Source organism: Bifidobacterium parmae, from assembly GCF_002860365.1.
Lineage (GTDB): Bacteria > Actinomycetota > Actinomycetes > Actinomycetales > Bifidobacteriaceae > Bifidobacterium > Bifidobacterium parmae.
In genome coordinates this window covers 1-12,883 of sequence record NZ_NMWT01000010.1, presented here as the reverse complement: position 1 = coordinate 12,883, position 12,883 = coordinate 1, and the positions used below count along the sequence as shown (strand labels likewise).

General features: G+C 67.1%; 10 protein-coding genes and 1 pseudogene. 5 read left to right on the top strand and 6 right to left on the bottom strand.

The features are described from left to right. Positions 1-87: 87 nt before the first annotated feature. The 5 genes from Uis4E_RS04440 (at position 88) to Uis4E_RS04420 (ending at position 6,193) form a co-directional block, all read left to right on the top strand. Complete coding sequence (locus Uis4E_RS04440; RefSeq protein WP_101622029.1) at positions 88-963, top strand: ABC transporter permease; 876 nt, start codon at positions 88-90, stop codon at positions 961-963. A 70-nt stretch (positions 964-1,033) separates the two neighbouring features. After that, positions 1,034-2,635 (top strand): Eco57I restriction-modification methylase domain-containing protein, encoded by a 1,602-nt coding sequence (locus Uis4E_RS04435; protein ID WP_101622028.1) that lies wholly within the window; start codon positions 1,034-1,036, stop codon positions 2,633-2,635. After that, complete coding sequence (locus Uis4E_RS04430; protein WP_101622027.1) at positions 2,632-3,342, top strand: PaeR7I family type II restriction endonuclease; 711 nt, start codon at positions 2,632-2,634, stop codon at positions 3,340-3,342. Before Uis4E_RS04435 ends, Uis4E_RS04430 begins: the two co-directional genes overlap by 4 nt. Before the next feature lie 253 nt (positions 3,343-3,595). Further along, positions 3,596-4,654: an ABC transporter substrate-binding protein gene (locus Uis4E_RS04425; RefSeq protein WP_101622026.1), complete on the top strand. Its 1,059-nt coding sequence runs from the start codon at positions 3,596-3,598 to the stop codon at positions 4,652-4,654. A 201-nt stretch (positions 4,655-4,855) separates the two neighbouring features. Further along, on the top strand, positions 4,856-6,193 hold the full coding sequence (locus Uis4E_RS04420) for a nucleoside hydrolase (protein ID WP_101622117.1): 1,338 nt from the start codon (positions 4,856-4,858) through the stop codon (positions 6,191-6,193). Between the two features lie 127 nt (positions 6,194-6,320). Here Uis4E_RS04420 and Uis4E_RS04415 read toward each other — a convergent pair whose 3' ends face one another. From Uis4E_RS04415 to Uis4E_RS11840, 6 genes and pseudogenes are all read right to left on the bottom strand, one after another. After that, entirely contained in the window at positions 6,321-7,112 is a 792-nt protein-coding gene (locus Uis4E_RS04415; protein WP_101622025.1) for an isoprenyl transferase, read from the bottom strand. A 5-nt stretch (positions 7,113-7,117) separates the two neighbouring features. Further along, positions 7,118-7,972 carry a DNA repair protein RecO gene (gene recO / locus Uis4E_RS04410; protein ID WP_101622024.1) on the bottom strand — a complete coding sequence of 285 codons (855 nt, stop codon included), beginning with the start codon at positions 7,970-7,972 and terminating at the stop codon, positions 7,118-7,120. Positions 7,973-8,091: 119 nt separating this feature from the next. Beyond that, positions 8,092-9,852 (bottom strand): alpha/beta hydrolase family protein, encoded by a 1,761-nt coding sequence (locus tag Uis4E_RS04405; protein WP_101622023.1) that lies wholly within the window; start codon positions 9,850-9,852, stop codon positions 8,092-8,094. A gap of 64 nt (positions 9,853-9,916) precedes the next feature. Continuing rightward, a complete protein-coding gene (gene ispG, locus Uis4E_RS04400; protein WP_101622022.1) occupies positions 9,917-11,128 on the bottom strand; it encodes a flavodoxin-dependent (E)-4-hydroxy-3-methylbut-2-enyl-diphosphate synthase in 1,212 nt (403 codons plus the stop codon). A gap of 150 nt (positions 11,129-11,278) precedes the next feature. Beyond that, positions 11,279-12,460, bottom strand: a complete 1,182-nt coding sequence (dxr, locus tag Uis4E_RS04395; RefSeq protein ID WP_101622116.1) for a 1-deoxy-D-xylulose-5-phosphate reductoisomerase — start codon at positions 12,458-12,460, stop codon at positions 11,279-11,281. Further along, positions 12,460-12,883 (bottom strand): annotated as a pseudogene (locus Uis4E_RS11840) (hypothetical protein); the annotation flags it as partial. The pseudogene Uis4E_RS11840 and the gene dxr, both read right to left, overlap by 1 nt.

Below are 12,883 nucleotides of genomic sequence, written 5' to 3'. Positions count from 1 at the left end.
GTTGCGGTACCACAGGCCGTCCGACGCGCAGGCTCCTCACCTTACTGCTCCACGTCCCGGCCGCGAGAAGGGAGCAAGGTGACATCCATGACCGACACGACGCACACAGCCACGTCCACGATCGCATCATCATCGGAATCGTCCGCGGTATCCGCGACATCGTCCGAACCGTCCGCGTGGGCGCGCGTCGCCGCGGCCGTCACGCGCCGCATCCCCACCGTCATCGCCGTCATCGTGCTGTTCGCGGCATGGGAGGCGTGGGTGCGGATCGGCCACGTGCCGTCCACGATGATCCCCGCACCGAGCGAAATCGTCCAGGCGACGATCGAGGTGTGGCCGACGCTGGGACCCGCCTCCGCAGTGACCACGTACGAGGGCGTCGTCGGATTCCTGTTCGCCGTGCTGCTGGGCGTCGTCATCGGCATCGGACTGTACTGCTCGCGCGTGTTCAACGCCGCGTTCTACCCGCTGCTCGCCGCCGCGCAGACCATGCCGCTCATCTCCATCGCCCCGCTGTTCCTCATCTGGTTCGGCTTCGAGACCTACGGCAAGATCGTCATCACCGCCGTGTTCGGCCTGTTCCCCGTGGCCGTGCAGACCGTGCGCGGGCTCGAAGCGGTGCCCGAATTCTATTCGGACGTGGCCCTGACCTGCGGCGCGACCCGCTGGTGGACCCTGTGGCATGTGAAGCTCCGCGTCGCCGCCCGCCAGATCTACGGCGGCGTGCGCGTGACCGCCGCGTACATCTTCGCCACCGCCTCCACCGCCGAATACCTGGGCGCGCGCAAGGGCCTCGGCATCTGGCTGCAGGCCGCGTACAACTCGTTCCGCACGCCGCTCATCTTCTCCGCCACGTTCACGATCATCGCGATGACCTGCCTGCTGCTCATCGCCGTGAACCTGAGCGAACGCCTGCTGCTCGGCCCCGTCGGCGACGACGCCGACCCCGACGCCGACCAGTGAGACGGCGGCGCCGAGCGATGACACGACCGTCACCAAATCATCCGGCTCGTCGCCGTATACACTGGAACCGATGAATCAGGAAACAGCCGGAGTCGTATACACGAAACCATGGGTGGCCAGTCTCATGCTTGACATGGCCGGATACGTCGTGAGCGCCGGCACGTCATTGTCGCGACGGCTGATCGTGGAACCGAGTTGCGGAGACGGCGCGTTTCTGCATGAGATCATCACGCGACTCGTCGCGGATTCCCGACCTGAAACGGACGACGAATGGAAGCGCCTGTCCGGCGCCATACGCGCATACGACATCGATGCACAGGCCACGGCCCGCTGCCGCGACGCCTCGATTCGCATACTGCGAAGCTCGGGGTGTCCTCACGACATCGCGCTGTCTCTCGTTGATCGATGGATCAACGATGCGGACTTCCTACTCACCCGGATCCCCAAGGCGGATTGGGTCGTCGGCAATCCTCCCTATATCCGCGCCACTGATATGGACTCCGCCACGCGTAACCGTTACATGGCGGCCAACGATTCGATGACCGCCGGCACCGACATCTACGTCGGGTTCTTCGACCACGGCATCGATGCGCTCAAACCGGGCGGCAAACTGTGCTTCATCTGCTCCGACCGATGGCTGCAGAACCAATATGGCACCCGTCTGCGGGAGAAGGTCGCCATCGAGGCAAATCTCGACACATTGGTCCGCATGCACGGCGTAGACGCGTTCGCCGAAGAGGTGGACGCCTATCCGGCGATCACCCTCATTACGAAATCCACGCCGGCCGAATCATTGAAATACATAGATTGCACGGAGAATTTCACCGATTCGGACGCGCAATCGATACTCACATGGCTAAGCGCTCCATCGGATGTCTCCGCATCGCGGTTCTCCGCGGCGGTCGCCCGGAAGCCACTCTACCCATCGGATATGTTCCCACTGGGCTCCCCCGACGATATGCGATTCGTGATGCAGGCCCAGGAGCGACTGCCCAAACTGGAGTCGACGGGCGTGAATCTCGGCATCGGAGTGGCCACGGGCTGCGACGCAGTCTTCGTAACAGACAATCCCGATCTCGTGGAGAAGGACCGGATGCTGCCTCTGTTCTACATGCGAGACCATCGGCGTCATATCGACAAGCAACGCTGGCTGGTCAATCCATGGAATCCGGACGGCTCTTTGGTGGATCTCGACGATTATCCGATCATGGAGGCGTACTTCAACGACAACCGCGCCAGACTCGCCAATCGACATGTAGCCAAACGGCATACCTCGGCATGGTACAGGACGATCGACAAACTCGACCCCTCCCTCATGCACCGTGACCTGCTGCTCATGCCCGACATGGCCGCCGCGCCCGACCCCATTCTCAGCCGTGGGAAATACCCGCATCACAACTGCTACTGGATCGCCAGCGACGTGTGGGATCTGCCGGTGCTCGGAGGATTGCTGATGAGCGATCAGACGAAGACGTTCATCGACTGTCTCGGTGTGAAGATGCGAGGGAGGACGCTTCGCTTCCAAGCTCAGTACCTGCGATTGCTTCACATTCCCAGATATGGTGACATCACGCGCCGGACGCGCGAAGCCTTGGCACAGGCGTTCCACAGTGGAGATAGAGAGCTCGCCACCATTTCGGCCCGCCAAGCATATAAGGAGGCAATGGCATGAGAAACGACGTCAAAGAGGCCGTTCTGCAGATGTACCGCATGCTTGAGGAGGCCGCCCGACGACAGCGCACCTCCGGAGATGCCGATCGTGGCCGCAGGGCCGAGGCCACATCAGGACGGCATCTCGATCCGCTCGCCGATCTGATTCGCGAGGACCTCATTGCCGGAGGGTTCTCACCGGATGACATTTTCGACGGCAAGGCGTACCAACTACGTCTACCCGGCTGGTACCGCCGCTCGAAGAACTGGGACATAGTCGCCCTCAACGGCGAGGACGACCTGGTGGCGGCAATCGAACTGAAATCCATCACCAGTTCGTTCGGCAACAATGCGAACAACAGGGCCGAGGAGGCTCTGGGAAGCGCGACCGATGCTCATGCGGCATTCTCCGAACATCTCTATGGCATCGACGCCATGCCGCCGGCGCTCGGCTATGTCATGATCGTCAGGAGCTGCGGGCAAAGCCGAGAGGCCGGAAGAACCACACAGCAAACGTTGTTCGCCACGGACCCCGTCTTCGAGAACGCCTCATATCTGGACAGATTCCGAATCATGTGCGAACGGCTGAGAGCATCGAACCTGTACCAGGCGGTATGGCTGGTGTATGCCGATCCGGATGCGGGAACGGTTACGGAGCCCAGCCCGACATTGACCTATGAGAAGTTCATAGCCACCATCACCGCGACCCTTTCGATCCATCGGGCGTGACCGATCCGGTCTTCCATGCGAAGCCGATCGATGAAAACAACGATGACCGGCGCCGTATCCCCTCCCCTCTATAATGGCAAACGCTTGTCCGGCGTGTGGCAAACGGCTTCCCTCTCCTCTTCGCTTCACATGGGAGGGTGTGCCGGGGCGCCGGTCGGGCGGACTGTCAGGCCCTCCACGCCGTTCTCTGCCGATCGTCCGCCCGGAGCGACACCCAGAGAACGGTCGAGAGACAACGAACTAGGGATTCATCATGAAGCACAGCCTTGTGGCCAAGGCCATCGCCCTCGTGGGCGCCATCGCCATGACGATCGGCGTCGCCGCGTGCGGCCAGAGCAACGACTCCTCCTCCGCGAACGGCCTCAAGAAGGTCACGTTCATGCTGTCCTGGGCGCCCGACACGAACCACATCGGCGTCTACGTGGCGAAGAACAAGGGATGGTTCAAGGACCAGGGCCTCGACGTGGACATCGTGGCCGTCGCGCAGGCCGGCGCCGAGCAGGCCGTGAACAACGGCAACGCCGACTTCGCGCTGTCCAACCTCACCAACGTGGGCATGTACAACCTCAAGGGCGCGCACCTGAAGCAGGTGCTGCAGGTCCAGCAGAAGCCGAGCGCCATCTGGTGCGCGCTCGCCTCGAACACCGCCATCAAGTCCCCGAAGGACCTGGACGGCAAGACGTTCGCCACGTTCGGCTCCAACGAGTCCGACGCGGTGGTGCGCCGCATGATCCAGACCGACGGCGGCAAGGGCGAGTTCGACAAGGTGACCGTCGGCACCTCCACGTTCAAGACGCTCGAATCCGGCAAGGCCGACTTCGGCGGCTTCTACGCCACCTGGGAGGGCGTGCAGGCCGACATGTACGGTCCGAAGCTCAACTGCTTCACCGAGCCCGACTACGGCGTGCCCGGCAACGCGGACGCGATCGGCGTGATCACCAGCGACAAGACCATCAAGGAGAACCCCGACCTCGTGAAGAAGTTCACGCAGGCCACGCAGCGCGGCTACGAGTACGCGTACTCCCACCCGGACGACGCGGCGGACATCCTCGTCAAGGAGGCTCCGGAGGCGAACCTCGAGAAGAAGTTCGTGCGCAAGAGCATGCAGACCATCGTCGACGGCCAGTACTGGGGCGACCCGGCCAAGATCAAGGACGGCTCGTTCGTGCTCGGCACCAACGACTTCGTCGAACCGCAGAAGTACTTCGACTTCCTCGCCCAGGAGGACGCCTACACGGACAGCCACGACAAGGTGATCCACGAGGCGCCCAACACGAAGGACTTCGCCACCAACGAGTTCCTCGGCAAGTAACCTGGCCGGCTCCCCTTGTCAGGGGAGCCGGCCAGCGAAGCGGGACTGAGGGGTAGTCGCCCACGGCTACACGCGGCGTTCTCTCCCCCAGTCGGCTCCGCCGACAGCCCCCTCGTCAGAGGGGGCTTTTCGTTCGGTAGACTGGGCGGCACGGTCATCATGGGAGGCGATCATATGGGCATCGGTCACACGGCGGGCAGGATGCATACGCGTATCGTCGCATGCGTCGACACAGGCGTCGACGACGCGATGGCGCTCGCGTACCTGCTCGCCTCGCCGGACGAATGCGAGCTCGTCGGCGTGCTCGCCGGCTACGGGAACGTGGACGCGGCCACGGCCGAACGGAACACGCGACTCGTGCTCGACCTGTTCGGCAGGCCGGACATCCCCGTGTTCCGCTCGTCCACGCGCCCCTCGTGGGCCGACGTGTTCATCCCGGACGCGGGCTGCGCGCAGTTCCACGGGCCGGACGGGCTGGGCGGGTATGTCGATGGCGGCGCCGGGGCGACGATGGCCGACCGGAGCGATCGGCCCGTGCCGGAGAGCGCGATCGTGTCGGTCGGCGGATACCGGGTCGATGATCCGCATGCGAATCCGTCGGAGGGATGGGATGCCGTCCGTGACCACCCCCAGTCGGCTTCGCCGACAGCCCCCGCCAGCGGGGGCCAAGATAAAGGCGGCCCGTTCCCCCCGGAAGAGCTGCCGCCGACAGCCCCCGATGCTGTGTGCGACGTGCGCGATGCGCACTGCTATGGGACACTCCACCGGACTGCCCCATCCAGCGGGGGCCAAGATACAGGCGGCCCACTTCCTCCGGCGGAACTGCCGCCGGCGGGCCACGGCAGCGGGGGCCGGGAACAGGCTGGCATCGACTTCCTCATCGACGTGGTGCGTCAGTACGGGCGCGGGGTGACGGTGCTCGCCACCGGACCGCTCACCGACGTGGACGCGGCGATCCGGCGCGCGCCGGACATCGCCGGCAAGCTCCGCCTCGTGATGATGGGCGGCACGCTCACCCAGCCGGGCAACTGCTGGGACGCGGTCGCCGAGACGAACATCATCCAGGACCCGGAGGCCGCGGACCGCGTGTTCCGTTCCGGCGCGGACGTCACGATGGTCGGACTCGACGTGACCCACCAGTGCCTGCTGCCGCGATCGGCCGCCGAACGGTGGCGCGCCACCGGCACCGAGCGCGGCCGCTTCCTCGCGCGGATCGCCGGCTTCTCCATCGCGGCGAATCTCAAGGCCGACCCCGCGATCTTCGCGGGCGGCATGCCGCTGCACGACCCGCTGGCCGCGGCGACGGCGCTCGACCCGACGCTGGTCTCCACGTTCGACGTCGCCCTGCGCGCCGAGACGGCGACCGGCGACTTCACCGGCGTGCGCGGCCGCACCACCGGCGACCCCGTGGGGCTCGTCACGCCGGACGCCCCGCGCGTCCACGTCGCCCTCGGCGTGGACGCGAGCCGGTTCGTCGGCGGGTTCACCGACCGTCTCGCCATGGTATGCGCCGACCGGCCGTTTCTTAGGTACATCTGACGTTTCCTAGGTACCTCCCTCACGGCAATGGGGGTCGGAATCAACCGATTCCGACCCCCATCGTCCACGGACACCCACCTAGGAAGCGCGCGATGTACCTAAGAAACGCATTCGAAGTGCATCCATCTCACTTCTTCACGCCGCCGAACCGCCTGTCGCGGTGGATGTAGTGGTCGATGGAGCGCCACAGGACCTCGCGGCCGCAGTCGGGGAACAGTTCGGGCACGAAGTCGAGCTCGGCGTAGGCGGCCTGCCAGGGCAGGAAGTTCGAGGTGCGCTGCTCGCCGGACGTGCGGATCACCAGATCGCAGTCGGGCACGTCGGGCAGGTAGAGGTGGTCGGCGATCATCTTCTCGGTGACGCGGTCGCCGCTGATCTTTCCGTCGCGCACGTCCTTCGCGATGGCGGCGCAGGCGTCGGCGATCTCGGCGCGACCGCCGTAGTTGATGCAGAAGACCACGTCGATGACCTTGTTGTTCTTGGTGCGCTCCTGCGCGACCTCGAGCTCGTCGATGACGGACTTCCACAGCTTCGGGCGGCGGCCGGACCAGCGCACGCGCACGCCCCACTCGTCCATCTGCGCGACGCGGCGGTGGATGATCTCGCGCGAGAAGCCCATGAGGAAGCGCACCTCCTGCGGGCTGCGCTTCCAGTTCTCGGTGGAGAACGTGTACAGCGACAGGTAGCGCACGCCGGCCTCGATCGCGCCGGCGATCGTGTCGAACACGACCGGTTCGGCGGCCTGGTGGCCGTTGGTGCGGATCATGCCGCGCTCCTTGGCCCAGCGCCCGTTGCCGTCCATGATGACGCCCACGTGGCGGGGCACCTTGCCCTTGGGGAAGTCGGGGATGCGGGAGGGGTCGGAGAAGGGGGCCGCCGGAATGTTCAGCGACGTGTAGTCCACGTTTTCGAAAGCCATGGTTGTCAATCTAGCAGCCGCATGGAACGTAGCGGGCGTTCCAGATAGTACTCGGCCCAATCCTCCACGAGGCGCGCGGTCTCGGGGGCGAGCTCGCGGCCGTCGAGCTCCGCCCAGTCGCCGTCGGCCAGCGCCTCGAGCTGGGCGAGCGCGAGCGGCGTGATGCGTTTCGCCTCGGGCGTATGGTCCTTCGCGCACATGAGGCCGCCGGCGGGGACGGACAGATACAGGCCGCCCGACTGCGAACCGCCCGTGAAATCGCCCGTGAAACCATCCGTGAAACGTTGCGGCGACTGGGTTTCCGCAACGGAGACCCTATTCCCGACATCACCGGAATCCCCCACGCCCCCACCCGTGGAACACTCCGTGAAACGTCGCTGGCCGCAGACGACGCACGCGTGCAGGCGCGGCGACCAGCCGGCGAGCGCGAGCGCGCGCATCACGTAGGAGGCGCTGATCTGGTCGCAGGCGTGCGCGTGCTTGGCGAGCGCGTTCAGAGCGCCGATGAGCAGCCGGTATTGGCCGGCGACGCGCTCCTCCTCAGCGCCGACGATCTTGTCGGCGGTCTCGACGATCACGTTGGCGGCCGTGTACGCGTCGTAGTCGGCGCAAATCGGTTCGGCGTAGGCGGCGACGGATTCGGCTTGGGAGACGACGTCGAGCGAGCGACCTTGGGCGATGAGCAGGTCGGCGCGCATGAACGGTTCGAGGCGGGCGCCGAAGCGTGATTTGACGCGGCGCACGCCTTTGGCGACGGCGCGGATCTTCCCGTGCCCGCGGGTGAGCAGGGTGATGATCCGGTCGGCCTCGCCGAGTTTCGCGGTGCGCAGCACCACCCCTTCGTCTCGATACAGCGGCATGGTTCCCCATTATGGCGCAATGTGTGGCCGGCAACGTGTGGCCGGCACGGGACACCCCCTCAGTCGGCTTCGCCGACAGCTCCCCCTCAAGGGGGAGCAGAGAAAAACAGAGAAAACAGTCAGTAGACGAAGAGGCCCCAGAAGGCGAAGAAGAAGAGGACGTGGAGCATGGCGGCGGCGGTGAGCCAGAACAGGACGCGTCCGAAGCGCGTGTCGGCGAGCACCGGTTCGCGTCCGGTCACGATGCCGTGGATGGCGTCGCGCCGGGGCGGCCAATGCAGCACGCCGCGCCGGGAGGCGACTTCGATGAGCCGGGCGAACACGCGCGACCATGCCCAGACGACGAGCGTGCACACGATCTCGATGACGGGCCAGCTCCACCAGATCATGCCCGGCTCCTCGGCGGGCGCGGCGCCCCAGGCGAGTTTGACCACGGCCATGACCACCTGGCCGAGACCGGCGGCGAACAGGAGGAGCGTCGCCATCGTGGTGACGGTGAGCGTGACGAGCGCGTTGCCGAATCCGTGCCGGAATCCGAGCCCCGGGTAGCGCACGCCCCGGTTGCGCCGCCGCAGCCGGAACGCGATGCGCCGGCCCAGCGCGACGAGCCAGGCGACGAGCGTGGCCAGCAGCAGTACGAGCATGCCCGCGTGCAGCACGGTGCCGTAGATGGTGAGCGAGCGCCGGGGCGTGAGGTCGTCGGGCACGGCGATCGACTGGTAGATCGTGTCGCCGGCGACGCGTTCCGACGTCTGGGTCAGTCCCGCGGCCGTGCCGGACGCCCAGGCGATCACGTCGTCCACGTAGGCGTCGGCGAATTTGGTGCCGGTCTCGGATTCGTCGCCGAGCCGCAGCACGTGGTTGGCGACCGGGTAGCTGCGCACGGTCACGTCCTTGTTGCCGGCCTTGTGCGCGAGGGCGAGCATGTGCGTGACGCCGTCGACCTGCGCGGTCATCACGTCCTTCGACCCGTAGGCGATGAGCGTCGGTATGGCGTACGCGGTCGATTCGGGCAGGTCGAGGTCGAAGTTGCGAAGGCCGAACAGCGCGGTGTCGGCGTTGAACACGCGGCGCACGATCGACTGGTAGCCGTCGTTCGCGCCGACGAGCGCGAAGTCCTGGGAGACGAAGAAGCCGAGCGAGCGGCGCGGCGTGAACACCATCGGCGACAGGAGGATCTGGAACGCGACGTCCGGGTCGTCGGCGAGCAGGTATTGCGAGATCCACGTGGATTCGCTGGTCGCGTAGATGCCGACCTTGGCCGCGTCCACGTCGCCGCGGGCGCGCAGCAGGCCGATCGCGGCGTCGTAGACGCGCGCGGAGGCCCGGTAGTCGCGTGTGATGTCGGTGGTGGACCAGACGGGCTTGTCGATGACGGCGGTGACGAAGCCGGCCGAGGCGAGCGACGTGGCCATGTCGCCGAACGAGTTGTAGGCGGTGCCGAAGCCGGCACCGTGCATGAACACGACGCCGGGGCGCGAGCCGCCCGCGCCGGCGGGTTCGCGGATGAGCACGGTCACGTCCTGCGTCTCGTCGGCGCCGTCGCCGTGCACGCGCCACGTGGTGTCCGCGGCGGCGTCGACCTTCACCCGGCGTGCGCCGCCGACCTGCGTGCCGTCGCGGCGCACGGTGATGGAGACCGCGGTCTCCTTCACGTCGTACGCGCCTTCGGCGGCGGTCGTCGCGGCGCCGGAGGCGCTCGCGTCCGACGCGCCGTCGAACGTGACGGACGTGTCGTCGTCGAGCGTGGCGACGGTGCGTCCGGTGGGTTCGTTGTCCCACGGCACGGTGGTGAGGTTCGATACGGAGACGAGCAGTCCGATCAGGATGATGAAGATCGGCAGGCTGACGGACAGCCTGCGCCAGCGCGACCACGGCATGTCCCGTGTCGCGTCGCCTTCCGATGCCCGCCGTTCGCGCGTCACGCCGCTCCCCCGGTCCGGTTCAGTGGCCGGGATGCTGGATGGGGACGACGACGGGGCCGGTGGAGCCGTCGGGCACCTGGCCCGCGGCCTCCATCTTCGCGGCCATGTCGTTGGCGATCTCGAGCAGGGTCTCGACGATCTGGTCCTCGGGCACGGTCTTGATGACCTTGCCCTTGATGAAGATCTGGCCCTTGCCGTTGCCGGAGGCGACGCCGAGGTCGGCCTCGCGCGCCTCGCCCGGACCGTTGACGATGCAGCCCATGACGGCCACGCGGATCGGCGCGGTCACGTTCTTGAGGCCGTCGGTCACGGCGGAGGCGAGCTGGATGACGTCCACCTGGGCGCGGCCGCAGCTCGGGCAGGAGATGATGTCGAACTTGCGCGGGCGCAGGCCCATGTATTCGAGCAGCTTGCAGCCGACCTTCACCTCCTCGACGGGCGGGGCGGAGAGGGACACGCGGATCGTGTCGCCGATGCCTTCGGCGAGCAGGGCGCCGAACGCGAGGCACGACTTGATGGTGCCCTGCCATTGCGGGCCGGCCTCGGTGACGCCGAGGTGCAGCGGCCAGTCGCCCTTCGAGGCGAGCAGGCGGTAGGTCTGGACCATCGTGATCACGTCGTGGTGCTTGACGGAGATCTTGAAGTCGTGGAAGCCGACGTCCTCGAACATGTGGGCCTCCTTGAGCGCGGAGGCGACGAGGGCCTCGGGGGTCGGCCCGCCGTACTTGGCGTACAGCTCCTTGTCGAGCGAGCCGGCGTTCACGCCGATGCGCAGACTGATGCCCGCGTCGGTCGCGGCCTTGCAGATGTCGGGGCCGACCTGGTCGAACTTGCGAATGTTGCCCGGGTTGACGCGCACGGCCGCGCAGCCGGCGTCGATCGCCTGGAACACGTACTTCGACTGGAAGTGGATGTCGGCGATGACCGGGATCGGCGACTTGCGGCAGATCTCGGGCAACGCGTCCGCGTCGTCCTGGCTGGGCACGGCGACGCGCACGATGTCGCAGCCGGCGGCGGTGAGTTCGGCGATCTGCTGGAGCGTGGCGGGCACGTCCGCGGTGAGCGTGTTGGTCATCGACTGCACGGAGATGGGCGCGCCGCCGCCGACCGGCACCGGGCCGACCATGATGCGGCGGGACTTGCGGCGCGGGTGGAGCGGCGATTCGCTGGTCAGCTCGACCGGGTCGCCGGTTTTGCGGAACGGCTTGTTGACGGGATTATCCGTATTCAATGGACTGGTTCCTCCGGAGTTCGTACATCGGTGCTCCCGCCGGCGGGAGCTGGCTCGCGCAAGCGAGACCGAGGGTGGTCCGCATCACGGATAGGACCACCCTCAGTCGGCGAACGCCGGCAGCTCCCGCCGGCGGGAGCCCTGCAAGGACTACTGCCTGTCTATCAGCTCGTCGGCCTTGGCGCGGGCCTCGCGTTCGAGCTGTTCCATTTCCTCCACGTCCCGGAACAGCGGGTCGCCGCGCATCTCGGCGTCCATCGAGTCGAGCACGGCCTTCACCGTGTCGACGATGCCGAGGTAGGGCAGGCGATGGTCGAGGAACGCGTGCACGGCCTGCTCGTTGGCGGCGTTGAGCACGGCCGTGTGCTTCTCGGAGGCGTCGAGGCAGTGGCGTGCGAGCGAGACGGCGGGGAACGCCTCGTCGTCGAGCGGCTCGAACGTCCACGAGGCGGCCTTCGTCCAGTCGCACGCGGCGGCCACGTTCGGCATGCGCGCCGGCGCGGACAGGCCGAGCGCGATCGGCAGGCGCATGTCCGGCGGGGACGCCTGGCAGATGGTCGCACCGTCGACGAATTCGACCATCGAATGGACGATGGACTGCGGGTGGACGGTCACGGCGACGCGTTCGGGCGGGATGTCGAACAGCCGGGACGCCTCGATGACCTCGAGTCCCTTGTTCATCAGCGTGGACGAGTTGATGGTGACGACCGGCCCCATGTTCCACGTCGGATGGTGCAATGCCTGCTCGGGCGTGATGCCGGTCATCTGGTCGCGTGTCATGCCGCGGAACGGGCCGCCGGACGCGGTGACGACGAGACGCGCCACCTCGGCGTGCGTGCCGGAGCGCAGCGACTGCCAGATAGCGGAATGTTCGGAGTCGACCGGGTTGATCTGCTCCTCGCGCGTCTGCGCGCCGAACAGCAGGTGGCCGCCGGCGACGACGGACTCCTTGTTGGCGAGGGCGAGCTGCGAGCCGGCCTTCAGCGCGGCGATCGACGGTTCAAGGCCGATCGAGCCGGTGATGCCGTTGAGCACGACGTTCGCGCCGGAGCCGGCCATCGCGATGACCGCGTCCGGCCCGGCCTGCACCTGCGTGTGCTTCGCGCCGGCCTGGTCGAGCGCCTCGCGCAGCGCGGCGGCCTTCGTCTTGTCGAAGACGGCGACCTGCGGCACGTGGAATTCGGCGGCCTGCCGCGCGAGCAGGTCGATGTGCGCGCCGCCGGCGGCGAGGCCGACGACGGTGAACCGTTCGGGATGACGGGAGATGACGTCCAGGCCCTGCGTGCCGATGGAACCGGTGGAGCCCAGGATGACGACGGTGCTGCTGTGGATCACTGCTGCTTCTTCTCGTCGTTGCCGAAGGTCGGGAACGACAGGTCGGGGATTTCCAGATCGTTGTTGTCGGTGGACAGCAGCGAGAACGGGTTGGTCGACGCCGGGGCGGGCGTCGCGGGGGCCGTGGCGGACGGCGTCGCCGGCGTGGCGGACGGCGTGAACGTCGGCAGCGACTCGGAGGTGGTCGTCACGGACGGGATGTCGAGGCTCGGCATCTTCGGCGTGAACGACGGCACGTCGATGGCGGGAAGCTCCTGCGAGACCTCGGCCATGTGGGCCAGCGCGGCCAGCGAGCCGGTGGACGGCGTGGAGGCCGGCGTCGTGTCGACGTGCGGTGTGACCGGAGCCGGCGTGGAGACCGGGGAAATCGGGGACACCGGAGCGGCCGGAGCGTAGGAGGAGACCGGCGCGGCCGGCGTC

Coding starts and splice junctions, on each gene's coding strand:
- Uis4E_RS04440 (WP_101622029.1), top strand. CDS start 88: ATGACCGACACGACGCACACAGCCACGTCCACGATCGCATCATCATCG.
- Uis4E_RS04435 (WP_101622028.1), top strand. CDS start 1,034: ATGAATCAGGAAACAGCCGGAGTCGTATACACGAAACCATGGGTGGCC.
- Uis4E_RS04430 (WP_101622027.1), top strand. CDS start 2,632: ATGAGAAACGACGTCAAAGAGGCCGTTCTGCAGATGTACCGCATGCTT.
- Uis4E_RS04425 (WP_101622026.1), top strand. CDS start 3,596: ATGAAGCACAGCCTTGTGGCCAAGGCCATCGCCCTCGTGGGCGCCATC.
- Uis4E_RS04420 (WP_101622117.1), top strand. CDS start 4,856: ATGCATACGCGTATCGTCGCATGCGTCGACACAGGCGTCGACGACGCG.
- Uis4E_RS04415 (WP_101622025.1), bottom strand. CDS start 7,112: ATGGCTTTCGAAAACGTGGACTACACGTCGCTGAACATTCCGGCGGCC.
- recO (WP_101622024.1), bottom strand. CDS start 7,972: ATGCCGCTGTATCGAGACGAAGGGGTGGTGCTGCGCACCGCGAAACTC.
- Uis4E_RS04405 (WP_101622023.1), bottom strand. CDS start 9,852: ATGCCGTGGTCGCGCTGGCGCAGGCTGTCCGTCAGCCTGCCGATCTTC.